This is a genomic window from Natrinema sp. 1APR25-10V2, assembly GCF_031626495.1.
Classification (GTDB): Archaea; Halobacteriota; Halobacteria; order Halobacteriales; family Natrialbaceae; genus Natrinema.
This window is the reverse complement of sequence record NZ_JAMQOJ010000001.1, coordinates 71,555-93,647: the sequence shown is the minus strand read 5'-3', so window position 1 is coordinate 93,647 and position 22,093 is coordinate 71,555. Positions and strand designations below refer to the sequence as shown.

Annotated in this window: 26 protein-coding genes; 13 read left to right on the top strand and 13 right to left on the bottom strand. The window is 67.4% G+C overall.

Annotated elements, in window-relative coordinates:
• Positions 1-78: 78 nt before the first annotated feature.
• Together NDO75_RS00500 and NDO75_RS00495 are read left to right on the top strand one after the other, a co-directional pair.
• Complete coding sequence (locus tag NDO75_RS00500) at positions 79-390, top strand: hypothetical protein (RefSeq protein ID WP_310904114.1); 312 nt, start codon at positions 79-81, stop codon at positions 388-390.
• 1 nt (position 391) lies between these two features.
• Positions 392-1,450, top strand: coding sequence for a sugar phosphate nucleotidyltransferase (locus NDO75_RS00495; RefSeq protein WP_310904113.1), 1,059 nt, complete (start codon positions 392-394; stop codon positions 1,448-1,450).
• Between the two features lie 44 nt (positions 1,451-1,494).
• On the opposite strand, the gene NDO75_RS00490 is transcribed toward NDO75_RS00495, so the two are convergent.
• Genes NDO75_RS00490 through NDO75_RS00475 form a run of 4 tightly spaced genes read right to left on the bottom strand, consistent with a single transcriptional unit; the run spans position 1,495 to position 4,440 of the window.
• Positions 1,495-1,704 (bottom strand): CbaC protein, encoded by a 210-nt coding sequence (locus NDO75_RS00490; RefSeq protein ID WP_310904112.1) that lies wholly within the window; start codon positions 1,702-1,704, stop codon positions 1,495-1,497.
• Complete coding sequence (locus tag NDO75_RS00485) at positions 1,705-3,462, bottom strand: b(o/a)3-type cytochrome-c oxidase subunit 1 (protein WP_310904111.1); 1,758 nt, start codon at positions 3,460-3,462, stop codon at positions 1,705-1,707.
• Complete coding sequence (locus NDO75_RS00480; protein ID WP_310904110.1) at positions 3,449-4,240, bottom strand: cytochrome c oxidase subunit II; 792 nt, start codon at positions 4,238-4,240, stop codon at positions 3,449-3,451. The genes NDO75_RS00485 and NDO75_RS00480 overlap by 14 nt, the downstream gene beginning before the upstream one ends.
• A complete protein-coding gene (locus NDO75_RS00475; protein ID WP_310904109.1) occupies positions 4,237-4,440 on the bottom strand; it encodes a hypothetical protein in 204 nt (67 codons plus the stop codon). The genes NDO75_RS00480 and NDO75_RS00475 overlap by 4 nt, the downstream gene beginning before the upstream one ends.
• Positions 4,441-4,540: 100 nt before the next feature.
• On the opposite strand from NDO75_RS00475, the gene NDO75_RS00470 reads away from it, so the two are divergent.
• The 3 genes from NDO75_RS00470 to NDO75_RS00460 all read left to right on the top strand — a co-directional run bounded on the left by NDO75_RS00470 (position 4,541) and on the right by NDO75_RS00460 (position 8,105).
• On the top strand, positions 4,541-4,750 hold the full coding sequence (locus NDO75_RS00470; protein WP_310904108.1) for a cytochrome-ba3 oxidase subunit: 210 nt from the start codon (positions 4,541-4,543) through the stop codon (positions 4,748-4,750).
• Between the two features lie 80 nt (positions 4,751-4,830).
• Positions 4,831-5,619: a sulfite exporter TauE/SafE family protein gene (locus NDO75_RS00465; protein ID WP_310905150.1), complete on the top strand. Its 789-nt coding sequence runs from the start codon at positions 4,831-4,833 to the stop codon at positions 5,617-5,619.
• Positions 5,620-5,621: 2 nt separating this feature from the next.
• Entirely contained in the window at positions 5,622-8,105 is a 2,484-nt protein-coding gene (locus tag NDO75_RS00460) for a cation-translocating P-type ATPase (RefSeq protein ID WP_310904107.1), read from the top strand.
• Positions 8,106-8,108: 3 nt separating this feature from the next.
• Here NDO75_RS00460 and NDO75_RS00455 read toward each other — a convergent pair whose 3' ends face one another.
• Positions 8,109-8,354 carry a CDGSH iron-sulfur domain-containing protein gene (locus tag NDO75_RS00455; RefSeq protein WP_310904104.1) on the bottom strand — a complete coding sequence of 82 codons (246 nt, stop codon included), beginning with the start codon at positions 8,352-8,354 and terminating at the stop codon, positions 8,109-8,111.
• Between the two features lie 161 nt (positions 8,355-8,515).
• Between NDO75_RS00455 and NDO75_RS00450 the strand changes: the two genes are divergently transcribed.
• Both NDO75_RS00450 and NDO75_RS00445 read left to right on the top strand, forming a co-directional pair.
• Positions 8,516-8,788 (top strand): hypothetical protein, encoded by a 273-nt coding sequence (locus NDO75_RS00450; protein ID WP_310904101.1) that lies wholly within the window; start codon positions 8,516-8,518, stop codon positions 8,786-8,788.
• 403 nt (positions 8,789-9,191) lie between these two features.
• Positions 9,192-10,376: an FAD-binding oxidoreductase gene (locus NDO75_RS00445; protein WP_310904100.1), complete on the top strand. Its 1,185-nt coding sequence runs from the start codon at positions 9,192-9,194 to the stop codon at positions 10,374-10,376.
• Position 10,377: 1 nt separating this feature from the next.
• On the opposite strand, the gene NDO75_RS00440 is transcribed toward NDO75_RS00445, so the two are convergent.
• Both NDO75_RS00440 and NDO75_RS00435 read right to left on the bottom strand, forming a co-directional pair.
• Positions 10,378-10,860 (bottom strand): Hsp20/alpha crystallin family protein, encoded by a 483-nt coding sequence (locus NDO75_RS00440; RefSeq protein WP_310904099.1) that lies wholly within the window; start codon positions 10,858-10,860, stop codon positions 10,378-10,380.
• 205 nt (positions 10,861-11,065) lie between these two features.
• Positions 11,066-11,224, bottom strand: a complete 159-nt coding sequence (locus tag NDO75_RS00435; RefSeq protein WP_310904098.1) for a hypothetical protein — start codon at positions 11,222-11,224, stop codon at positions 11,066-11,068.
• A 237-nt stretch (positions 11,225-11,461) separates the two neighbouring features.
• Here NDO75_RS00435 and NDO75_RS00430 point away from each other — a divergent pair, with 237 nt between their 5' ends.
• Positions 11,462-13,189, top strand: coding sequence for a radical SAM protein (locus NDO75_RS00430; protein ID WP_310904097.1), 1,728 nt, complete (start codon positions 11,462-11,464; stop codon positions 13,187-13,189).
• Positions 13,190-13,346: 157 nt separating this feature from the next.
• Positions 13,347-13,757 (top strand): TRAM domain-containing protein, encoded by a 411-nt coding sequence (locus NDO75_RS00425; RefSeq protein WP_310904096.1) that lies wholly within the window; start codon positions 13,347-13,349, stop codon positions 13,755-13,757.
• Positions 13,758-14,072: 315 nt separating this feature from the next.
• Here the strand turns inward: NDO75_RS00425 and NDO75_RS00420 are convergent, their stop codons facing one another.
• The 3 genes from NDO75_RS00420 to NDO75_RS00410 all read right to left on the bottom strand — a co-directional run bounded on the left by NDO75_RS00420 (position 14,073) and on the right by NDO75_RS00410 (position 16,118).
• On the bottom strand, positions 14,073-14,855 hold the full coding sequence (locus NDO75_RS00420; RefSeq protein ID WP_310904095.1) for a YkgJ family cysteine cluster protein: 783 nt from the start codon (positions 14,853-14,855) through the stop codon (positions 14,073-14,075).
• A 30-nt stretch (positions 14,856-14,885) separates the two neighbouring features.
• Positions 14,886-15,728, bottom strand: coding sequence for an MBL fold metallo-hydrolase (locus NDO75_RS00415; RefSeq protein ID WP_310904094.1), 843 nt, complete (start codon positions 15,726-15,728; stop codon positions 14,886-14,888).
• Between the two features lie 108 nt (positions 15,729-15,836).
• Positions 15,837-16,118: a helix-turn-helix domain-containing protein gene (locus tag NDO75_RS00410; RefSeq protein ID WP_310904092.1), complete on the bottom strand. Its 282-nt coding sequence runs from the start codon at positions 16,116-16,118 to the stop codon at positions 15,837-15,839.
• Positions 16,119-16,341: 223 nt separating this feature from the next.
• On the opposite strand from NDO75_RS00410, the gene NDO75_RS00405 reads away from it, so the two are divergent.
• Positions 16,342-17,049, top strand: coding sequence for a class I SAM-dependent methyltransferase (locus NDO75_RS00405; RefSeq protein ID WP_310904091.1), 708 nt, complete (start codon positions 16,342-16,344; stop codon positions 17,047-17,049).
• A gap of 53 nt (positions 17,050-17,102) precedes the next feature.
• Positions 17,103-18,002, top strand: coding sequence for a glycosyltransferase (locus tag NDO75_RS00400; RefSeq protein ID WP_310904090.1), 900 nt, complete (start codon positions 17,103-17,105; stop codon positions 18,000-18,002).
• Between the two features lie 31 nt (positions 18,003-18,033).
• Here the strand turns inward: NDO75_RS00400 and NDO75_RS00395 are convergent, their stop codons facing one another.
• Both NDO75_RS00395 and NDO75_RS00390 read right to left on the bottom strand, forming a co-directional pair.
• Entirely contained in the window at positions 18,034-18,822 is a 789-nt protein-coding gene (locus NDO75_RS00395) for an enoyl-CoA hydratase/isomerase family protein (RefSeq protein ID WP_310904088.1), read from the bottom strand.
• 75 nt (positions 18,823-18,897) lie between these two features.
• Entirely contained in the window at positions 18,898-19,677 is a 780-nt protein-coding gene (locus NDO75_RS00390) for a hypothetical protein (RefSeq protein WP_310904087.1), read from the bottom strand.
• Positions 19,678-19,781: 104 nt separating this feature from the next.
• Here NDO75_RS00390 and NDO75_RS00385 point away from each other — a divergent pair, with 104 nt between their 5' ends.
• Positions 19,782-20,177, top strand: a complete 396-nt coding sequence (locus NDO75_RS00385) for a ribbon-helix-helix protein, CopG family (RefSeq protein ID WP_310904085.1) — start codon at positions 19,782-19,784, stop codon at positions 20,175-20,177.
• Between the two features lie 48 nt (positions 20,178-20,225).
• Here NDO75_RS00385 and cysK read toward each other — a convergent pair whose 3' ends face one another.
• Positions 20,226-21,167, bottom strand: a complete 942-nt coding sequence (gene cysK / locus NDO75_RS00380; RefSeq protein ID WP_310904084.1) for a cysteine synthase A — start codon at positions 21,165-21,167, stop codon at positions 20,226-20,228.
• Positions 21,168-21,298: 131 nt separating this feature from the next.
• On the opposite strand from cysK, the gene NDO75_RS00375 reads away from it, so the two are divergent.
• Positions 21,299-22,042 (top strand): SIMPL domain-containing protein, encoded by a 744-nt coding sequence (locus tag NDO75_RS00375; RefSeq protein WP_310904083.1) that lies wholly within the window; start codon positions 21,299-21,301, stop codon positions 22,040-22,042.
• Positions 22,043-22,093: the final 51 nt, after the last annotated feature.

Sequence of the window (22,093 nt, the reverse complement as noted above, 5' to 3'; positions counted from 1 at the left end):
GTCGTTGCCGTCTGCCGGACGGGGGAACCGCCGGTGACGACCAACAGTATATGTGCCCGGCGACCGAACGGTGGGGCAATGGCGGACCGGCGTCGACTCGAGCGACTCCTGCGCACGACGCTACGGGGCGCGGGCGAGCAGTTCGAGGAACTTCGCAGATCGACCGACGAGCAACTCGAGGAGGCCCGCGACTCCTACGAGGTGGCGAGAAACGCCCGTAGCCTCCCCTCCGACGAGGCAGGGCGAGCGAAGATCGTCTGCCGGCGCTACGCCGAGCAGCGCGCGGCGAAGTTAGACGAGGAGTACCGGCCGGCCTGTTACGAGGCCGGCCACCCCGACTGCGAGGGGTGTGCGGAAGACGTCCGCAAGGGCCGGATCGAGACCTGGTGAGATGGACCGACCAGTCGTCGCTTGCGTCCTCGCCGGCGGTATCGGCAGCCGACTCTATCCCGCGAGCCGAAGCGACCGCCCCAAACAGTTCCTCGCGTTCGGCGGCGAGCGCTCGCTGCTCTCCCGAACGCTGGATCGGACGGCCTTCGCCGACGAGCGCTACGTGTTGACCCGCGAATCCTTTGCCGGCGAAATACACGAGCATGCGCCCGAAGCGGGCGTGCTGGTCGAACCCGCGGGCAAAGACACCGGGCCGGCGCTGGTCTACGCCGCCTGGCGGCTCCGCGACCGGTTCGATACGGAGCCAGTTCTGGTCTGTCTCCCCAGCGACCACCACGTCGCCGACGACGCCGCGTTCGCCACGCGCCTCGAGCGCGCCGCCGAGATCGCCGTCGAGACGGACGGGATCGTCACGCTGGGTGTGGAGCCGACGCGGCCGGCGACGGGCTACGGCTACATCGTCCCCGAGGACGGCGCCGACGGACTCGAGAGTAGCGAGCGCGAGCGCCACGGAGACGACTACGCCGCGGTGGATCGCTTCACCGAGAAACCCGACCGCGAGAACGCGAGGCGGCTCGTCGAGGCCGGCGCGTACTGGAACGCCGGGATCTTCGCCTGGACGCCGAGCGCGCTCCTCCGCGAGGCCCGCGACTCGCCGCTCGCAGCGCTGGTCGACGCGCTCGAGGACGGCGAGCCCGACCGGGGGTTCGACGCGGTCGAGCCCGTCAGCGTGGATTACGCGATCATGGAACGGGCGATCGACGTCTCGGTGACACCGCTGTCGGTGGGCTGGGACGACCTCGGGACGTGGGACGCCGTCGGGCGCGTCCTCGGGGCCGACGACGACGGCGAGAGCGCGAACGCGACCGTCGCCGGCGACGTCCTGTCGATCGACGCGGCGAACAACGTCGTCGCCGCGCCCGACGCGCACGTCTCGCTGCTCGAGGTCGACGATCTGATCGTCGCGGCGTTCGACGACCGGGTGCTCGTCGCGCCCCGCGGTGCATCACAGCGGGTGCGGGCGATCGTCGAACGACTTCGCGAGCGCGACGGGTTTTGAGAAAACGAGTCGTCGCGGGGAATCGACCGAAAAACGAGCGCCGGTCAGCTCGGCCGGGACGATCCCCCGTTCGCGTCACCCTTCTCGGGCCACGCTGCCCACGCGATGACCGCCATCGAGATCGCCGAGCCGAGCACGATCGTCTCGAGGATCGTCAGTTCGACGCCGAACCACGAGAGCGCCGTCCGGAGTTCGACGACGAAGGGGACGAGCATGGCCAGCACGACGAGGAGCGCCCCTTCGGAGATGCGCATCTACCGAATCACCTCCCAGAGGGTATCGAGGACGAGCGCGGGGTCGGTCCCGAGGCTGAGCTTGTAGCCCTCGATGCCCCCGCCGAAGAGGCCGCCGGAGTCGATGATGGCCGCGAACGGGAGCGTGTACGCGAAGATCACGAGGACGAGCGCGATCGCGGTCCAGACCTTGAGGTTGTCGAGGATGGCCGGCGAGTCCTCGGGTCCGGAGAGCGCGTCGGCGTAGGTGTTGTCCGGGATGTCGTCGCTGGTGCCGTTGAGCGAGGTCATGACCATGACCAGGAGGAACAGGGCCAGCGAGAGGGTCAGCAACACCGCGCCGAGGGCGACCTGCGCGTTGATCTCGCCGACGGTGCCGACGGCGGGTTCGAAGTCGAAGCCGTTGTACTGCGGTTCGGCGGTACGGCGAGGCAGGCCGAACAGTCCGGAGCGGTGCATCGCGTTCGACATGAACGTCATCCCGATGAACCAGATGAGGACCTGGGCTAGCGCGATCGAGCGGTTCCAGAGCTTCTTGCCGGTCATCTGTGGGATGAACCAGTACGACACGGCCATGAACGTCAGCGCGACGGCGGTGCCGACGGTGAGGTGGAAGTGACCGACGACCCACCACGTGTTGTGGACGAGATAGTTGATGTTCATCCCCGCATTGATCATGCCGGAGAAGCCGGCCGCGGCGAACATCAGGCCCGCGAGCGCCATCCCGGTGAACACCGGGTCACGCCACGGAAGCGCCTTGAGCCAGCCGAGGTAGCCCTCGCCGCCGCGCTGGCGAGCGCCGTGTTCCATGCTGGCGACGACGGTGAAGGCCGTCAGCAGGCTCGGCAGCAGAAGGAACATCGTGTTCGTCATCGCGATGAACTTGAACCCTTCCGCGATGCCGGGGTCGAGATACTGGTGGTGGATCCCCAGCGGCGTCGAGAGCAGCAGGAACAGCACGAAGACGACGCGCGCGAGCGGGTCGCTGAACAGCTTTCCGCCGGAGAACTTCGGCAGCATGAGATACCACATCAGGTACGTCGGCATCAGCCAGAAGTAGACGACGGCGTGGCCGAAGTACCAGAACAGCGTTCGGGTCAGCAGCGGATTGACCGAGTCGACGATCCCCAGCGACCACGGCAGCAGGAACGCGAGGATCGCCAGCGCGACGCCGAACGTACAGATGTACCAGAACAGCGTCGTCGTCAGGACCATGAACGCCGGGAGCGGGATGCGCTCGTCGGCGTTCTCTTTCCGCCAGGCCCACCACGTTCGGAACCAGTCGACGCCGGCGAGCCAAGAGCCGACGACGAACAGCACCAGCCCCAGATAGAACAGGGGATGGGCCTGCAGCGGTGCGTAGAAGGTGAAGAGCACGTCCGCGTACAGCTCCGAGCCGAGCACCGTCGGCGCTTGCTCGAGGAGGCCGGCAAAGATCGTGACGGCGGCCATCGTCGCACCGACGACCATCAGCGCGTACCAGGCCCAGGTGAAGCGGATGTCCACGACCCCGCGGTCGAGGCCGGTCGTCACCGCCCAGGTGAAGATGCCCACGAGGAAGAAGATCGTGAACGTGATCGCCAGCAACACGCCGTGTGCGGTGAGTATGGTGTAGTAGTCCGGCGACTGGATGAACCGGAAGACGTCGGTTCGGTGGAGCGCCTGGATGAGCCCAAGCGTCCCGCCGATCGCCAGCGCGATGAACGAGCTCCAGAACGCCGCCTTGATCACGGCCGCCTCGTCGGGGAACTGGTCGACGTAGGCGTTACGCACTGTCATCACCTCCCTCAGTCGCGTTGACGACTTCGAGCGTCCCGCTCTCCTGGTGGTCGTCGACGGTCACCGTCCAGTCGTGCTCGCCAGTGCCGAGCGCCGCGGTGTCGACCGCGAACTCGACGGTCTCGCTGCCTTCGCCCGAGATCATGACGTCACGCTCGAGCGTCTGCTCGCCGATCTCGAGGGTGGCGGTCGTCTCGAGGTCGGTCTGCATGCCGTCGCTCACGGTCGCGCTGATCGTCGTCTCGTTGCCCGCCTGGGCCTCATCGGGGGCCTCGACGGACAGTTCGGTCAGGTCGAACTCGTCTTCGGGAACCACGTTCAGTTTGCCTTCCATGGTGTGGTGATACTCGCCGCAGTACTCGTTACAGAGGATGCCGTACTCGCCGGGTTCGTCGAACTCGACGGTCATCTGGGACACCTGGCCGGGGATGACCATCGTGTTCATGTTCGTCCCGACCACGGTGAAGCTGTGCGTCACGTCGCGACTCGTGATGTAGAACGTCACTTCGCTGTTGGCCGGCACCTCGATCTGACTCGGGGTGTACGACCACGCCTGTGCGACGACGGCGACCTCGTACTCGTTGCCGCCGACGTGCGTGACGCCGGGTTCGCCGAACCGTTCGTGATCGTTGATGTTGTCGGGACTGATCGAGCCGCCGTCGTCGTCGATCATCGCGATGCCGGGGCCGACGGCACCGTACGTGATCGTCGCGATGAAACCGACGATCAGGACCATCGACGCGATCAGCCACGCCTTCTCGTACGTGTGGATGTTCATGCCAGTCCCACCACCGGGAAGAGCAGGTCGATAACGGTCGGCCCGTTGCCGAGGAACTCGACGAAGTACATGAATATCCACAACAATACGAGTATCAGGAAGTAGATCCCGATCAGGATCGCGGTTCCGATGGGATCGTACTCGTCGTGCCCGAGCTCGCGAACATGATCGGGCTCCCGTTGTTTTGTCTTGGAGCTCATACGGTTGAGTAGGAAATGGGGGCGACTTACCATCAACCTTGGTTCCCGATCGGTGGGAACAGGTTGGGGTATTAAGCGCCCGCCGTCCCCAGTATTCGGTATGAACTTCGAGAGCGTCGGACCCCGGTTCGCGGCGGGTGCGGGACTGCTCGCGATCATCCCCGTACTCGTCTACGGGATGTCCGGCTCGGTCGTCGCCGGTATCGTCAGTGCGGTCAACGTCGTGATCATCATCGGCTCGCTGTACATCGCGATGGCGCCGATCGACGAATCGCACGACGACCACCACGGAAACGGAACCGTCAGTTAACCCCCGTGTTACTCGATCCAGCCCCGCTCTCGACTGCCACAGTAGTCGCGTTCGGCCAGCGTTCGGCCGTCGCTCCGCTGATGGCGATGGGGCCAGGCTCGATCCCCGAGCACGTGAACCTGCTCGTCCTCTTCGTCGTCGGCCTCCTCGCCGGCGCGCACTGTCTGGGGATGTGCGGTCCGCTGGTGACGACCTACGCCGACCGGATCGGCGCGGCGAGCGAGAAGCGCCGCGACGACACGCTCACCGGCTACGAGGTGCGCCAGCACGCGCTCTTCAATCTGGGCCGGACGGTCAGCTACGCGGCCATCGGCGGCCTGTTCGGCCTGCTCGGTGCGGTCACGGTCGCCTCGAGCGAGGCCGTGGCCGAGATCGGTAACGGCGTCCGCGGCGCGACGGGGATCCTCGTCGGGATTGCGATCGTCACGAGCGGGCTCTACTACGTTCGCGGGCGGACCGCGGTTCCCGGGCACGACCTGCCCGTCGTCGGCACGCTGTTCCGGCGGCTCACGGCGCTGCTCTCGAGTCGGGTCGACCGGCTCGCCACCTCGCCGGGGATCGTCGCGCTCGGTGCCGTCCACGGGTTCATGCCGTGTCCGATCATCTACCCGGCTTACCTCTACGCGTTCGCGCTGGGATCGCCGACGCAGGGCGCGCTCTCGCTGGCCGTCCTCGGGCTCGGGACGATCCCGACACTGTTCGCGTACGGCACCGTCCTGAATACGATCGACCCCGAGACACGGGTCAGACTGCACCGCGGGCTGGGCGCGGCGTTCATCGTCCTCGGCTATATCCCGCTCTCGCACGGCCTGATGCTGTACGGAATCCATCTGCCGCATTTCCCGCTGCCCTTCGAACCCCTGTTCTAACGATGGGAGACGACTCACCACCGACCGCACGATCGCACGCACCGCCGTCGGAAGCGGCCGCGCCGACCGCGGAGTCGAACGCCCGCACCGCTGCCGGAGACGGCTCCGCAGTCGACAGCGACGCCTGCGACCTCTGCGAACTGCCGACTCCCCCGGAGCCGATCACCGCTTCGGACGTCGACGGAACCTTCTGCTGTCGGGGCTGTCTCGAGGTCTCCCGGGCACTCGAGGGTACCGACGCACCCGACGAATCGGCGGTCCAGTCGCGGCTCGATCGGCGAGACGACGACGGTCGCGACCTCGACGACCTCGACGGCGAAGATGCCTACCTCGCGGTCGACGGGATGCACTGTTCGACCTGCGAGGCCTTCCTCGAGACGACCGCCGAGCGCGAGGACGGCGTCCGCGGTGCGACGGCCAGCTACGCGACGGACACGATCCGGCTCGTATACGATCCCGACCGGGTCGCAGCCGAGGACCTCCCCGACCTCGTCTCGGGCTACGGATACACCGCGGCCGATCGAGCGGCCGGAGACGGTGCGGGCGACTCGGACGACGGCCTCGCCCGGCTCCTGCTCGGCGGCTTCTTCGGCATGATGGTCATGGTGTGGTACGTCCTCTTTCTCTACCCGACGTACTTCGACCTCGAGCCGGTCGTCGACTTCGGCGGCTACGAGCTCACCTTCCTGTCGGCGAACATCTGGGCGTTCACCTCGTTCGTCCTCTTCTACAGCGGCTACCCGATCCTTCGCGGCGCATACGTCAGCCTCCGGGCGGGACGGCCGAACATGGACCTGCTCGTCGCGACGGCCGCGCTCGGCTCGTACGGCTACAGCGCGGTCGCGCTCGTTCTCGGCGAGAGTCACCTCTACTTCGACGTGACCGTCGCGATCATTCTCGTTGTCACCGCGGGGACCCTCTACGAGAAATCGGTCAAGCGCCGCGCAACCGGACTGCTCTCCGAGCTGACCGAGCAGCAGGTCGACGAGGCCCGCCTCGAGCGCGGCGAAACGGTTCCGCTCGAGGCCGTCGAGCCCGGCGACCGGCTGCTGGTCCGGCCCGGGGAACGGGTCCCGATGGACGGCGAGGTCGTCGAGGGGACGGCGGCGGTCGACGAGTCGCTCGTGACCGGCGAATCGCTGCCCGTCGGGAAGGGGCCGGGCGACCCGGTTCGGGGCGGCACCGTCGTCACCGACGCGCCGATCGTCCTCGAAGTCGGCGACGAGGCCGAGAGCACCCACGACCGGCTCGTCTCGCTGCTCTGGTCGATCCAGAGCGCCCGCCCCGGCGTCCAGCGCCTCGCGGACAAGCTCGCGACGGTCTTCGTCCCGCTGGTGGTCGTCCTCGCCGTCGCGACGGCCGCCGTGACGCTCGCGACCGGCTCGAGCGCGTCGGCGGCGCTCCTGCTCGGACTGACGGTCGTGATCGTCTCCTGCCCGTGTGCGCTCGGGCTCGCGACGCCGCTCGCGATCGCCGCAGGGGTCCAGAACGCCGCCGAGCGGGGGATCGTCGTCGCCGCCGAGACGATATTCGAGGACGCTCGAGACGTCGACGTCGTCGTCCTCGACAAGACCGGAACGCTCACGACGGGGACGATGGCCGTCGAGGGCGTTCACACCGGCGCTGACGACGCTTCCACCGGCACCGACGCCGACGAACTGCTCCGACGGGCCGGCGCGGTCGAAGCGCTCTCCGAACACCCGATCGCGGCCGCCGTCGCCGATGCGACACCCGACGACGCCACCGCGAACGCCGCGAGCGCCGTCGAGGGCTTCGAGCGTGCCGACCGCGGCGTCAGCGGCCTCGTCGACGGCGACCGCGTCGTCGTCGGCCACCCCGACTACCTCCGCGAGCGTGGTCAGACGATCCCCGGCGCGCTCGAGTCGACGATCGACGACGCTCGCGCCGCGGGCGACGTGCCGGTCGTCGTCGGCTGGGGCGGCCGGGCTCGCGGCACCATCGTCGTCGGCGACTCCCCGCGCGAGGAACTGGACGCGGCGCTCGAGACGCTCTCGGCGGGTCGCGAGATCGTCGTCCTCACCGGCGACGAGGGGCCAGCGGCCGATCAGTTCCGCGCGCTCGATGGCGTCGACGAGGTCTTCGCCGGCGTTCCACCGGAAGCGAAGGCCGAAACCGTCGACCGGCTCCGCTCTCGAGGGACGGTCGCGATGGTCGGCGACGGGAGCAACGACGCGCCCGCGCTCGCCGCGGCAGACGTGGGCATCGCGATGGGGGGCGGAACGAAACTCGCGACCGACGCGGCCGACGCGGTGATCGTCGGCGACGACCTCGCGGCCGTCGCGGAGACCTTCGATATCGCGACGAGCACGCACCGCCGGATCCGCCAGAACCTCGGGTGGGCGTTCGCGTACAACGCGGTCGCGATTCCGCTCGCGATCGTCGGCCTGTTGAACCCGCTCTTCGCGGCCGTCGCGATGGCGGCGAGCAGCGCGCTGGTCGTCTGCAATTCCGCGCGCTCGATGTGAACGTCAGTCGCCCGCGTCCGAAGCGTCCTCGGCCGTCACGACCCGCTCGACTTCCCGTCGCTGTCCGTCTTCGTAGACGTAGGTCGTTCCCTCGTCCTCGTCGTGCGTCCGCCGGTGGCTCCCGTCGCAAAAGGGAAACGACTCCGAGAGCCCGCACTGACAGACCGCCACGTCGCCTTTCTCGTCGTCGATATCCGAGGGGTCGAGTCTTCGCGGTCCGCGCTCCTCGAGTTCGACCAGTCGTGTCATGATCGCGTCTCCGGTCGCCGACGCCAAAACGCTTCGCTCGACCGCCCAGAGGGTGTCGCGGCTACGAGAATGGCTGTCAACTCCCACCCGTTACGGGAACGGCAAGGTTCTTGGTACAGGTCTCGGATATCCGAATACACACTGCTATGTCGTCCGCCGCAATGCCGACTGCGATCGCACTCGCGGTCGTCAAAACGCTCGTTCTCATCGTCGGCGGCGTCATCACCTACTTCTCGTACAAAGCCTACCGGCGAACACGCCAGCCGGCACTGGGCTATCTCTCGCTCGGGTTCGGCCTCGTCACCCTCGGATTGGTGCTCGCCGGGATGCTGTACGAAGTGCTCGACGTGCCGCTGATGACCGGCATCCTGCTCGAGAGCCTGCTGGTGTTGGCCGGCTTCCTGGTGATCGCCCGCTCCCTGTACGTGACCTGAGAGCCGCTCGCCGTTCCGCGGATTTCGAGACTGCAATCGCTCGCCTCGACCGGCCGAGTCCACGAGCGGAGCCGATCGCGATCGATGCCAAATATATTTGGAGTTAGCCGTATCCTCGATACCGGTATACACACTATACGGCAGGGACGCGGCACTGAACCACGAGTTCCGTTGACCCTGTCGTCGTACCCCCTTCCTCCCATCTCATCGCGAGTAGTCGGATCCGACGGCTTCCCGGACCGGCAATCCCGCGAGTACCGGTGCACGGATCGGTCGAACCACACAGACGTAAGTGGGCTCCGTCCGCAGTGGGCTGCATGAACGCCGATTCCGATCACGCGAACTCGCGTCGCGGTCCCGTTTCGAGTCGCCTCCATCGACCCACACCGGTGAGTGAGCGCCCATGAGCGGCGACGACCCCGAGCTCGCCGTCGGCGCTGATGCGTTCACCCAGCAGGGCGCGGGCCTCGAGGTGGCGGTCGTCGGCGCGGGGGCCGTCGGCGCGACCGCGGCCTACGATCTCGCCCGCGAGGGGGCGAACGTGACCCTCTACGACCGCGGGACCGTCGCGAGCGGCTCGACCGGCCGTGCCGCGGGGATCTGCTACGACGCGTTCGCGGACGGACTCGACGCCGAACTCGCGGGCGACGCGATCGAGCGATTCCGCGCGCTGTCGGGCGACGACACCTTCCCGTTCGTCGAGTGTCCCTACGTCTGGCTCGCCCGCGAGGGCGACGACGAGCGGGCTGACGCCGTTCGCGAGCAGGTCGCACGGATGCAGGACAACGGCGTCGTCGCCCTCGAGATGGAGGGTGACGCGCTCGCGGATCGGTTCCCCGCCCTGCGAACCGACGACGTCGCGGTCGCGGGGATCGCCGGCGCGGCGGGCTACGCCGATCCGGGCGCGTACGCGGCCTGTCTCGCGGCCGCGGCCACCGGTGCCGGAGCGACCCTCGAGACCGAGACGCCAGTCGAGATTCGGACGGATCCGACGCGGGTGATCGACTCCGAGGGCGAGGACCGCGAGGTGGACGCGGTCCTCGTGGCCGCGGGAGCGCACACGAAAGAACTGCTCGCAGGCGCCGGAGTCACCCTCGCGATGAAACCCTATCGGGTACAGGCGCTCGTCGCGAGCGGCGACCTCGCGGGACCGATGTGCTACGACGCGAGCGGCGACTTCTACCTGCGACCCCACGCGGGCGGGCTCCTCGCCGGCGACGGCACCGAGAACCGCGAGGCCGACCCCGACGCGTACGACCGAGAGGCCGACGACGGGTTCGCCGACGACCTCGTAGAGCGGGTCGCACACCGCGTCCCGGCCATCGCGGCAGACGCGAGTCTCGAGCGCGCGTGGGCCGGTCTCTGTACGGCGACGCCCGATCGCGATCCACTGGTCGGAGAACTCCGCGACGGACTCTTCGTCGCGACCGGCTTCCAGGGCCACGGCTTCATGCGCGCGCCGGCGATCGGACAACGGATCGCGACGGAGATACTCGGCGGGGAGGGGATCGACGCCTTCGATCCGACGCGGTTCGACGGTGACGAAGCGTTCGAGGTCGTGTCGGGGATGGCACTCGATCCGAACTGACTCAGTCGTCGAGAGTGACGGGTTCCGTATCGGTACTCGCGTCCGACGCCGACGCGTCGGACTCACCGACCTCGACCGCGGCACCGGTCGTGTCGGTCTCTCTCACCGCCGAGTCCTTCGGAATCTCGACGGTCAGCGTTCCCGTTTCGGAGAGTTTCGCCGTACCGGCGTCCGGATCGACGACCGCGTCAGCCGGCAGTTCGGCCTCGCCGCTCAGGGCCATCCCGCGGCCGGGGAATCGCATCTCGTACCCCTCGTGGAACTGGCGGAACCGATCGATCCGGATCTTGACGGTCCCCTCGAGGTAGCGGACCGCTACGTCGTCCGGTTCGGCACCGGGCGCGTCGAAGACGACGCGATAGGTGTCGTCGTTCTCGAGGATGTCGACGGGAAGCGAGCGATGGTTCTGGACGCGGCCGTTCGCGCGTCCGACCTGGCGGTACAACGCGCTCCCGACCGATTTACCGAGGTCTTTGAGGGTCACGGGCGGTCACCCCGGGCGGTGCGTGTGAGGCTGACAGCGGTCTCGGGGACCGAGAGAAGGGCGTGGCGATACATGGAAGAGACGACTCTATCGAGGCCTACAACAGCCGCGTTCATATCCCTTTTGGCAGGTTCAAAAGAAACGTCAGACGGGATCGAGCGCGAGCCGGTCAGTCCCGCCCCTCGAGCCGGGTCCGTTCGCCCGGTCAGAGTTCCACCCGTTCGAGGCAGTCGGTGCCGCCACAGACCGGACACGACAGCTGCGAGATGTCGAGGTCGTCGGGCACGTCGTAGGTGTAGTGGTTCTCGAAGATGTCGAGAAAGCAGTCGTCGTCGGTGCACACGATCTCTTCCGTCGGAGGCATACGCGTTACTAGCGTCACGACGACTATCAACGTCGGGGTTGCGGCACCTGACGGTGCGCGATCAGCTGCCCGGATAGCCGTTCGCTCGCGCCCGATTTACCGACCAGCTCGTGTCTGCTGGCCGACCGAGCCACCGCCGGGCGGGACTGAAAGGGGCGGCTCGGCGGGCTCCCGAGCCCGCCGAGTCGGGGCTTTCGTGTAGTCACCGTTTTAGCCCTCGAGACGCTATCGGGCGCCATGACTGACCCCGAGACGCTGTCCGTGACGATCGTCGACGGCTACGTCGACGAGCCGGCGCACTTCGGGGTGCCGCCGTACATCTCGACGTATCCGCGGTACGTCGCGGGTGCGCTCGTCGATGCTGGCGTCCCGCGCGAGGGGATCACCTATCACACGATCGATCGGCTTCGCGACGAGCCAGACTACTGGCGGGACGTCGACGAGGCCGACCTCATGATCTACCTCGGCGGGATGACCGTCCCCGGCAAGTACGTCGGCGGCACGCCGGCCGAACCCGACGAGGTCCGAAAGCTCGCCTGGACCGCCGACGGAACGAGCCTGATGGGCGGCCCCGTCAAATTCGGCGTCGGCGACGAGAACGCCGGCGCGACCGAGACCGAGCGTCAGGACCTCGACTTCGACTTCGTCGCCAAAGGCGACGTCGAGGCCGCCGTCTACGACCTCGTCGAGAGCGGCCTCGAGGGCTTCAACAACCGGATGCGCGACATCGACGAGGTCTCGCGGTGGGCCCGAGAGGGCGCGTTCGTCGTCGAACAGCATCCGAACCATCCCGACCACCTCATCGCCGAACTCGAGACCTCGCGGGGCTGTGCGTACCGGTGTTCGTTCTGCACGGAACCGCTGTACGGCAACCCGTCGTTCCGGCCGCCGCCGACCGTCGTCGGCGAGGTCGACGCGCTCTCCGACCACGGCGTGCGACACTTTCGGCTGGGTCGCCAGGCCGACATCCTCGCCTACGGCGGCGACGGCGAAGCGCCGAATCCGGACGCTCTGCGCCAACTCTACAGCGGCATCCGCGAAGTCGCACCGGACCTCGAGACGCTGCACCTCGACAACATGAACCCCATCACGATCGTCGAGTGGCCCGAGGCCAGCCGGGAGGGGATCCGGATCATCGCCGAGCACAACACGCCCGGCGACACGGCGGCGTTCGGCCTCGAGTCCGCCGACCCCGTCGTCCAGGAGGAGAACAACCTCAACGTCACCGCGGAGGAGTGTTTCGAGGCGGTCCGGATCGTCAACGAGGAGGCGGGATGGCGGCCGGGGGAAGAGCCGGCGGACGCGCCTACCTTCGGCGACGACGCCCCGCGCCGACTTCCGAAGCTCCTGCCCGGCATCAACCTCCTGCACGGGCTCAAGGGCGAACGCGAGGAGACCTACGAACGCAACCGCCAGTTCCTCCAGCGGGTCTACGACGAGGGTTACATGCTCCGCCGGATCAACATCCGGCAGGTGATGGCCTTCGACGGCACCGAGATGAGCGATACGGGCGCCGAGATCGCAAACGAGCACAAGAAGCTGTTCAAACGCTACAAGAAACGGGTCCGCGAGGAGATCGATAACCCGATGCTCGAGCGGGTCGCCCCGCCGGGCACCGTGTTGCCGGACGTCCACCTCGAGTACCACCAGGACGGGCGGACCTTCGGCCGCCAGCTCGGCACCTACCCGCTGCTGGTCGGGATTCCGGGCGAGCGCGAACTCGGACGGACGATCGACGCGGCGGTCGTCGACCACGGCTACCGCTCGGTCACCGCCGTCCCCTACCCGCTCGATCTCAACGCGGCCTCGATGGACGAACTCACCGCCATCCCCGGCGTCGGCGACCGCACCGCGGGCGACATCGTCGTCAACCGCCCCTACGAGTCCGTCGGCGACGCCGACCTCGGAACCGAGTTCGATCTCTCCCGGTTCGTCACGACGCGACCGCTCGAGCGCGCCGATTAACGGGATTCGCGACCTCACGCATATTGTGAACGGCTAACACGGCCGTTCCGGCGCGCTCGCGGGCGCATCGCTTTCGGCAATTTCCCCGTCAAACGGTGGCTCGGTGTCGGTAGTTCTATTATGGATGGGAATCTGCACTGAAATAGAGGGGCTACCTGTGGAAATCTCTGACAAACTGCTGTGTCTGTTCAGTACGGACGTTTCGGAGGAGGAGGATCGCTACGTTATCGAGGTGCCGCGTCAGGAGATCGAGACCGGCGATATCGATCCCGGGGAGGTCTACCGCGTCGCGCTCATTTCGCGCGACGAGGCCGCCAGCGACGGCGACACCGCGGCGACCAGTCAGCCGGCGACCGCGCCGTCCGAGCCCCAGCCGCCGGTCGACGTGGGCGAAACGCGCTACGTCGAGATCGAAGACATCGGCAAGCAGGGCGACGGCATCGCCCGCGTCGAGCGCGGCTACGTCATCATCGTCCCCGGGGCGGACGTCGGCGAGCGCGTCAAGATCGAGGTCACCGAGGTCAAGTCGAACTTCGCCGTCGGCGAGATCATCGAGGATACGTTCTAAGAACGACCTTTTTTACCGGGGGCATCGGTCGGCGTCGAAGACGCCGGCCTCAACCCCCGGCAAAAATCTCGACCAAAAAAGGCCGAGCGCGCCTCCGGCGCGCTCGGGGAAACGGCGCGCGAAGCGCGCCGTACAGTAATCGCTTTCGTAGCCACGTCGTCGGGTATCGGCCAGCCGCTTTCGAGCCACGCTGCCGGTTATCGGCCAGCCACTTTCGTAGCTACGTCGTCGGCTATCTACCGGTCTCGTCACAGGAGCCACAGCGATCGGACTCGACCATCGGTCAGCGATTGACCGATCAGCCGCGGCTCCGTCTCACTCCTCGAGCGGCGTCCCGTCGACCCGTTTCGCGCCTTCGGAGTCGTGGACGACGACCTCACCTGGATCGGGATCGATCGGTTCGTAGGTATCGCGGACCGCGATGGCCTCCTCGAGTTCTCGCACGGCCCGTTCTTTGAGCGCTCGAGCCAGTTCTTCGGCGTCCTCGCGCGAGATGTCGCGGCCCAGTCCCTCGCACTCGTGGGCGCGGACGACGCCGGCTTCGTCAACGGCTTCACCCATCGGCTGGCTGGTTCCCGCGAGAGCGACGCTGAACGGGTAGGTCCGACAGATCAGCGGGCGGTCGTCGTGGACGGTACACGCACCCGTTCCCGATTCGTCTTCCGCGTAGAAGGTACAGTCGCCGCAGCCGTCGGTCTGGAGCGCCCACTCGAAGGTCTCGCCCTCGAGTCCGCCGTCTTCGGTTTCCGAGAGACCGTACGGCATCGGCCGGGCGATATCGCGCCAGTCGTACTCGCCGTCGTAACTGTCGCTCTCTCGCGGTTCCACCGTCTGCTCGCGGCTCGTCGAGTCGCTCGCACGGTCAGAGGGACTCTGCGACTCCCCCGCTACTCGATCGTCCGCGGCGCTACGCGCCGCGCTCGCCTCGAGTTCGCGCACTTCGTCGGGAAATACGGTCGCGGTGTGGTCGTCTTCGGCGTCGGCCTTGCAGCAGGCGCCACAGCGAGTACACTCGAAGCCGATCGACTCGATCGCGTCCGCGAGATCGTCGACGGCCAGTCGGCGGGCGGCTTCGAGTTCGGCTTCGAGCGATTGCACGCTCGAGGGGAGGCGGTCGACGCGGAAAAGTCAGTCGCCCGCGGGCGGCGTCGCCCGCTCACCGTTCCACGCGACCCGTCCCTCGACGGCGAGTTTCTCGAGGTGGGCGCGGACCGTCGCCCGCGCGAGGTCACGGACGCCCGAGAGGTCCTTGTCGTACGCGCCGTCGAGGATCGCATCGAGCGTCTCGGCACCCGCACGGACGGCCTCGAGCACCCGTTCCTCGCGGTCGGCGCGGTGGGTGAGCAGTCGCTCGAGGGTCCCCCGGGGAGCGTCGATTTCCGGGCCGTGGCCGGGGTAGAGCGCCGGCGGGTTCCGCGCCCAGAGCCGACGCAGTGTCGTCACGTACGCGCGCATATCGCCTTCGGGCGCGCCGACGACGACGCTGCCCTCGCGGACGGCGCAGTCGCCACACAGGACTGGGCCGCCGCGGCCGGCCTCGAGGGCGACGTGGTCCGGGGCGTGGCCGGGCGTATCGAGGACGCGAACGCGCTCGTCGCCGAGCGGAATAGTCGTTCCCGGCACGAACGTACGGTCGGGCTCACAGCCCGTGGCATCGCGAAACCGGTCGGTTCGGCCGTACCGGGCCCAGACCGTGGCATCCGTCTCGGCGGCGTACTCGGTGACGGCACCGACGTGATCGGGGTGGGTGTGGGTGACGAGGACGTGCTCGACGGCGTGCTCGGAAACCAGTCGGTCGAGATCGTCCGTCCGCGCCGCCGGATCGACGAGGACTGTGGGAGCGGTCCCGGACTCACGGCGTCGCCGCTCGTCGTCACGCGATGACTCGGAGGTCCCCCGAAGCAAATAGGCGTTGGTGTCGCCGCTTGGCGCGCGCGTGGCAACTGGGACGACACAACGGCTCACGTGCATACGTGGACAATGCAATCGGACCGAAAAGGATGTATCGACAGCGACGATCCCGGTCGGCCCACCCGTCCCCCCGAGTGGCGGACCGCAGCTCGGAAACAGTCGAGACGATCAGCGCTTGAGGAAGTAGACCTGCTTGCGGGCGTCGCGGAAGCTGTACCGCGAGCCGACGAGGCCGACGTCCTCGAGTCGGTTGAGCGCGTAGCGAACGGTGCGGTCGGGAAGCAGCGATTCCTCGGCGAGCTGGCCCTGTGAGAGCGGCGAATCGGTCTCTAGCACTTTCGCGACGAGCTTCGCGCTCGGCGGCAGTTCGCGGAGTCGGTCGCGGTATTCGTCCTCGGAAAGCGTTTCCTCGGCGGCAGCGCCACGGTCCTCGGCTGTACTCGTGCTCATACCTACGTGAGCGGAATCGGTGATGGTAAAGCTTCCCTATATTCAGATACGAATAATCCAGTTTGTATAAGGTGTATGAATGAGGTATTAACACAGAACGTCAACACCGTATTTCGACCCCCCTCACTACCGTGACCGGCCGAATCCGAATTCGGTTCCGGTGGTCAGTCGCGGGCGGACTCCAGTATCGTTTTATCCCATCGGGACAGTAGCTTCGCCCAGTGTGAAAGGACAGGAGTGGTACCAAGCCGATGATGTCGCCGAGGAATACGACGACAAGCGGTTCTCTCGGGGCGGACAACTGATCGACCGCCGGGAGAAGGAGGCCGTTCTCGAGGCGATCATGCCCGTCGAGGATCGGTCGATCCTCGAGATCGCCTGTGGTACCGGGCGGTTTACCCTCATGCTCGCCCATCAGGGGGCGGACGTCGTCGGACTGGACATCTCGGCGGCAATGTTACAGCAGGGACGGCGGAAGGCGCGAAACGCCAAGACCGAGGGAACGCTCGAGTTCCTCCGTGGCGACGCGGGTCGGCTGCCGTTTCCGGACGATCACTTCGATACCGTCGTCGCGATGCGGTTTTTCCACCTCGCGGACGATCCGGAGGCGTTCCTGCGGGAGATGCGACGCGTCTCGCGCGATCAGATCGTCTTCGATACGTTCAATCGCTTCTCCACGCGTAGCGTCTACAACTGGGCGCTCCCGATGGGGTCGCGGCTCTACTCGAAGAGCGAAGTCGCCGTCCTGCTCGCGAAGACGGAACTGACCCTCGAGGACGTCGAAGACGACTTCCTCCTGCCGTACGGACTCTACCGGTCGATCCCCAACGGGTTGGCGTCGCCGCTACGCGCGGTCGACGAAGCGGTCGGCGAACTCCCGGTCACAGACCACCTCGCCTCGGTGTCGTACTGGGACGCACGCGTCCGCTGAGCGAACCGGCAGAAATCCCATCTATTTACTATCAGGAGCCCCTAACGGGCGGTATGGAGCTCTCGGTAGTCGTGTCGACGCTCAACGACCGGGAGCGGTTGCTGTCGTGTCTCGACGCCCTCGAGGAGCGGACGCCGTCGTCGACGGAGATCATCGTCGTCAACGGCCCCTCCTCGGACGGGACGACCGGCGTCGTGCGCGAGCGCGACGACGTCGACGTCCTCGTCGAGATCTCCGAGCGAAACGCCGGCGTCTCCCGGAACGCCGGCCTCGAGCAGGCGACCCGCGACGTCGTCGCCTTCCTCGACGGCGAGTACGCGATCGATCACAGCTGGTATCCGGCCATCAACGAGGGGATCGGCGACGGGGCGAACATCGTCACCGGTCCCGTCACCGGCGGCCCCGGCGGGAGCGAACTCCGGTCCCCACAGCGGGTCGGCGGCCGAACGGTGACGCAGTTTCACGGCGACAACGTCGCCTTCGAGCGGCCGGTCCTCGAGACCCTGGACGGGTTCGACGAGTATCTCGAGGCGGCCGGCGAGCGCGACTGCGCCCACCGCGCGGCGGATCTCGGCTACGAGGTATCCTGGGACGCCGCGATGGCCGCCCGCTGTGAGGTCGGAACCGACGGCGGTCGAGCCGATCCCGACTGGGGGGAGACCTACCGGTCGATGGCGTACCGGCTCGCGAAAAATTACGGGCCGCGACCGAGCGTCGTCGTCCGGACCGGAAACAGCGCCGTCCGAGACGGCATCGCCGCCGCTCGCCGACTCGCCTCGGGCGACGCGACGCCGACGGACTGGCTCTCCGACGGCACTGACGTGAGCAGAAACGTCGCACGCGGGTTGTTAGACGGGCTTCGCGCCCGGTACGCCGACCGCTCGAAGCGGCGTAATCCACACGGCCTCTCGGCGCGCCACGACCGGGCGGTCCAGATCTACGACCGGCGGTGATCTGCCGCGACAGCGAACGGCACGCGGGCGCTCACTCGCCGCGGAACTCCGGTTCTCTGTCCTCGAGTCGCGCCTCGAACCCTTCCCGGTAGTCGTGCGTGTCGTCGAGTTCGTGGCCGAGCTGGCGTTCGTACTCGAGTCCCTGCTCGAGGGGCATATCGAAGGCGGCGTTGAGCGCCTGTTTCCCGTTTCGAAGGCCGAGCGGCGCGTTCTCACAGAGCCTGTCGGCGAAAGCTTTCGCTCGCTCGTCGACCGCGTCGGCGTCGACGACCTCGTGAACCAGTCCCATCTCGGCGGCGTCCTCGGGGTCGACGAACTCGCCAGTCAGGACGATCTCCTTGGCCTTCGAGAGACCGACCAGCCGGGGCAGGCGCTGGGTGCCGCCGCCGTGGGGGAAGGTGCCGAGTTTGATCTCGAGCAGGCCGTACGTCGCGTCCCGGCCGATCACGCGGAAATCGCAGGGGAGCGTGAGTTCGAACGCACCCGCGGGCGCGGCCCGCTTGATGCCGGCGACGACCGGCTGGCGAATCTCCTCGATCGTGTCGAGGACCGTGGGGAAGACGTCGCGGTCGATCTCGGCGTCGGGTTCGACGCGGTCGCGCATCATGTTCAGGTCCATCCCGGCGGAGAAGACGGGGCCTTCGCCGAGGAGGGTCGCCGCACGGATATCGTCGTTCGCGTCGACCCGCTCGAAAGCCTCGATCAGATCCTGCATGAGCGGGACGGTCATAGCGTTGCGCTTGTCCGGTCTCGAGAGGTAGACGTCGGCGCGGTGGTCGTCCCACTCGATCGCTGCGAGTCCATTGCCAACGGATTCCATGAGAGGTGGTTGCGGGCGACGCTCTTAACGGTCGGTGAGGAAGAACGTGCTGCCGATACCCGAGCGGCGGCGGGTTCAGAACAGACCGACGACGAAGCCGACGCCCATGACGACGAGGACGGCGGCGGAGAAGACGGGAAGGTACGGCGCATACTGCTCGACGGTCTCCTCGGAGCGCTGATAGCCCGCGATCAGGAGCATCGTCAGCCCGACGATACCGAAGACGACCGTGATCGCGTAGGCGCTCATTAGCTCGAGGCAGTGGGTCGACCCGGCACAGAGCGCGATGATCTCGAACTCCTCTTCGTGTGCGAATCCGAGGACGAACGCGAACCACGCGATGCCGAACAGGCCGCGGTCGGCGTCGTGCTCGAGATCGCCGCGCGAATCGTGATCGTGTGCATGTCCGTGGTCGTGCGAGTGCTCGTGGTCGGAACCGTGACGGTGATCGGCGACGCGGTCGGCGTCAGGGGAATCGTGTTCGTGCTCGTCGGCGTGGCTCCCGTGCGTGTGGCCGTGGCGGTACTCGCGGACGCCGAGTGCGATAAGCAAGACGCCGGCCACGAGACTCACCGGTCCGCCGATCTGGACGCTATCGAGGACGGTGATCGGCTCGTTGAGCTGTGTGAGGGCGAAATAGTCCTTCGCGTAGAAGAACACCGCGACCATCGCGATGCTGCTCACGAGGTGGCCGACGCCGATGATGAGACTCGCCGCGAAGCCGTACGCCCACTCGTTCCCCCTGTCGAGCGCGTACGACGCCGCGACCGGCCAGCCGTGACCGGGTTCGATGCCGTGGACGGCACCGAGCGCGACGGCACCGGTGAGCAGCCCCAGCGCGTCGCCGTGGATCATCCTGTCTCGAGTCGAGTGCGACGGGACGGTTAACCGTTGTTACTACCGAAACGGGGGTTCGATCATACAGGGGACTCTTGTGGAGACGCGACGGTAACGGAGATATGCGAACGTCGTTCAACGTCCCGGACGAGGTCCTCGAGGAGTTCGATCGGATCTGGCGCGAGCAAGGCATCGACAACCGGTCTCGAGCGGTCAGGGAGGCGATGCAGGAGTACATCGAAGCCCACTTGCGGCTCGAGGACACCACCGGAGAAATCGTCGCGCTCGTCGGCTTCGACTACCGCCACCACGACGTAATTCGGGAGCTACACACGGTCCAGCACGAGTATCAGGACGTGATCCTCAACACGAGCCACACCCATCAGGGCGAGTGGTGTCTCGAGTCGCTGTTCTGTCGCGGACCGGCCGAACGGGTCCGCGACCTCACCTATCGCCTCCGCGACTTCGACGGCGTTCGCCGCGTGAAGATCATGGTCATCCGCAACGGAGAGATCTGACGACGGCAGCGAGATGACGTGTGGCCCGTTTCGGGAGAGTCCGCCGTGCTACTCGAGGTCGTAGAGGTCGGTCGAGAGGTAGCGCTCGCCGGTGTCGGGGAGGACGACGACGACCAGTTCGTCCGGGTGCTCGGCCGCGTATTCGGCTCCCGCAGCGAGCGCCGCGCCCGACGAAATACCGACGAGCAACCCTTCGCTGCGGCCCAGCTTTCGGGCCGCGTCCCTGGCCTCGCTCGCCTCGACGGCGCGGACCTCGTCGACGAGTTCGGTCCGAAGGATGTCGGGAACGAACCCGGGGCCGATGCCCTGGATGTCGTGACCGGCGGAGCTCAGTTCGGAGAGGGTCGGCGACTCGGCGGGTTCGACCGCGACGGACGTGAATTCGGTCTTGCCCTGCTCTTCTTTCACGTACTCCGAGACCCCGGTGATCGTCCCGCCGGTGCCGACGCCGGCGACGACCGCGTCGACCGCGCCGTCGGTGGCCGCCCAGATCTCCGGCCCCGTCGTCTCCCGGTGGGCCGCCGGGTTGGCCTCGTTCTCGAACTGTCGGGCCAGGATCGCGTCCTCGCGGTCGGCGGCGAGTTCCGCGGCGCGCTCGTTGGCCCCGCCCATCCCGTCCCCGGCGGGGGTGAGCTCGAGATCGGCCCCCAGCGCCCGCAGGAGTTGGCGGCGCTCGACCGACATCGATTCCGGCATCGTCAGCACGCAGTCGTAGCCCCGCGCCGCGGAGACGGCCGCGAGGCCGATCCCGGTGTTGCCGCTGGTCGATTCGATGACGGTGCCGCCGGGCTCGAGTGACCCCTCGCGCTCGGCGGCGTCGACGATCGCTTGCGCGATCCGATCCTTGACCGAGTAGGGGTTCGCCGCTTCGACTTTCCCGAAGCAGTTGTCTGCGAAGGCGTCCAGTCGCAACAGGGGCGTCTCGCCGATCAGTTCGTCGACGCGCTCGGCGGCGTCGACGTCGGCCGCGGATTCGAGACTCGAGTCCATGCGGCGATACATTCGGGAGAACCGGGGTACGGCTTGTCCCGAATCGGTTCGGTCGGCAGCGAGTCCGTGCAGGCTCAAAGGGCCGTTTGAGCTTGGGGGGCGTTTTTCTCCGTTCCCCGTGACGGACGAGTATGGATCGACGACAGTTCCTCGCGGCATCGACGGTCGGACTCGCAGCGACGGTTGCGGGCTGTGCGGGAAGCCCGCTCAGCACCGCCGACTCCGGCTCGGACGGCAATCAGAGCGCTGGTCGGGGAGAGATCACGGTCAGCGCCAACGGCGAGGTCGAAGCGGAACCGGACCGGGCGATCGTCAGTGTCGGCGTCGAGGCCAGCGGCGAGAGCGCCGAGGCCGTCACCGACGAACTGGCGACGGGAGCCGAGCAACTCCGCGCGACGTTCGACGAACTCGGCATTCCCGAGGAAAACGTCGAGGAAGGGCAGTACCGGATCTCTCCCGTCCGCAGGCGTACCGGCGAGGAGGCGGGATTCGAGGGAACCCACTCGTTCGAGGTGACGCTGACAGATGTCGACCGCGTCGGTGAGGTCATCGACGCGGCGGTCGCGGCGGGGGCCGACGATGTGGGCTACGTGAACTTCACGCTCCAGGAGGAGACGCGCGCCGAACTCCGAAAGGACGCGATCGACGCGGCGCTCGCTAACGCCGACGCGGAAGCGGCACACATCGCCGACAACCGCGGCGTCAGCCTCGAGGGGACGACGGCCGTCACGACCGGCGGTGTACAGGTCCATCCCGTCCGGCAGGAGGCGATGGCCAGCGGCGACGCGGCGGGCGACGCGCCGCCGACGGAGATCGACGCGGAACCGGTCAGCGTCAGCGCCAGCGTGACAGTCACGTACGCGTTCGGCGAGTGATCGCGGCGGCGTCGAACGCAACCCTCGGCCAGCCGATCGGCTTCCAACCGA

Coding starts and splice junctions, on each gene's coding strand:
- NDO75_RS00410 (WP_310904092.1), bottom strand. CDS start 16,118: ATGAGCACGAGTACAGCCGAGGACCGTGGCGCTGCCGCCGAGGAAACG.
- NDO75_RS00460 (WP_310904107.1), top strand. CDS start 5,622: ATGGGAGACGACTCACCACCGACCGCACGATCGCACGCACCGCCGTCG.
- NDO75_RS00445 (WP_310904100.1), top strand. CDS start 9,192: ATGAGCGGCGACGACCCCGAGCTCGCCGTCGGCGCTGATGCGTTCACC.
- NDO75_RS00390 (WP_310904087.1), bottom strand. CDS start 19,677: ATGATCCACGGCGACGCGCTGGGGCTGCTCACCGGTGCCGTCGCGCTC.
- cysK (WP_310904084.1), bottom strand. CDS start 21,167: ATGGACTCGAGTCTCGAATCCGCGGCCGACGTCGACGCCGCCGAGCGC.
- NDO75_RS00430 (WP_310904097.1), top strand. CDS start 11,462: ATGACTGACCCCGAGACGCTGTCCGTGACGATCGTCGACGGCTACGTC.
- NDO75_RS00450 (WP_310904101.1), top strand. CDS start 8,516: ATGCCGACTGCGATCGCACTCGCGGTCGTCAAAACGCTCGTTCTCATC.
- NDO75_RS00470 (WP_310904108.1), top strand. CDS start 4,541: ATGAACTTCGAGAGCGTCGGACCCCGGTTCGCGGCGGGTGCGGGACTG.
- NDO75_RS00500 (WP_310904114.1), top strand. CDS start 79: ATGGCGGACCGGCGTCGACTCGAGCGACTCCTGCGCACGACGCTACGG.
- NDO75_RS00475 (WP_310904109.1), bottom strand. CDS start 4,440: ATGAGCTCCAAGACAAAACAACGGGAGCCCGATCATGTTCGCGAGCTC.
- NDO75_RS00435 (WP_310904098.1), bottom strand. CDS start 11,224: ATGCCTCCGACGGAAGAGATCGTGTGCACCGACGACGACTGCTTTCTC.
- NDO75_RS00465 (WP_310905150.1), top strand. CDS start 4,831: ATGGCGATGGGGCCAGGCTCGATCCCCGAGCACGTGAACCTGCTCGTC.
- NDO75_RS00385 (WP_310904085.1), top strand. CDS start 19,782: ATGCGAACGTCGTTCAACGTCCCGGACGAGGTCCTCGAGGAGTTCGAT.
- NDO75_RS00455 (WP_310904104.1), bottom strand. CDS start 8,354: ATGACACGACTGGTCGAACTCGAGGAGCGCGGACCGCGAAGACTCGAC.
- NDO75_RS00485 (WP_310904111.1), bottom strand. CDS start 3,462: ATGACAGTGCGTAACGCCTACGTCGACCAGTTCCCCGACGAGGCGGCC.
- NDO75_RS00495 (WP_310904113.1), top strand. CDS start 392: ATGGACCGACCAGTCGTCGCTTGCGTCCTCGCCGGCGGTATCGGCAGC.
- NDO75_RS00490 (WP_310904112.1), bottom strand. CDS start 1,704: ATGCGCATCTCCGAAGGGGCGCTCCTCGTCGTGCTGGCCATGCTCGTC.
- NDO75_RS00415 (WP_310904094.1), bottom strand. CDS start 15,728: ATGCACGTGAGCCGTTGTGTCGTCCCAGTTGCCACGCGCGCGCCAAGC.
- NDO75_RS00480 (WP_310904110.1), bottom strand. CDS start 4,240: ATGAACATCCACACGTACGAGAAGGCGTGGCTGATCGCGTCGATGGTC.
- NDO75_RS00375 (WP_310904083.1), top strand. CDS start 21,299: ATGGATCGACGACAGTTCCTCGCGGCATCGACGGTCGGACTCGCAGCG.
- NDO75_RS00400 (WP_310904090.1), top strand. CDS start 17,103: ATGGAGCTCTCGGTAGTCGTGTCGACGCTCAACGACCGGGAGCGGTTG.
- NDO75_RS00395 (WP_310904088.1), bottom strand. CDS start 18,822: ATGGAATCCGTTGGCAATGGACTCGCAGCGATCGAGTGGGACGACCAC.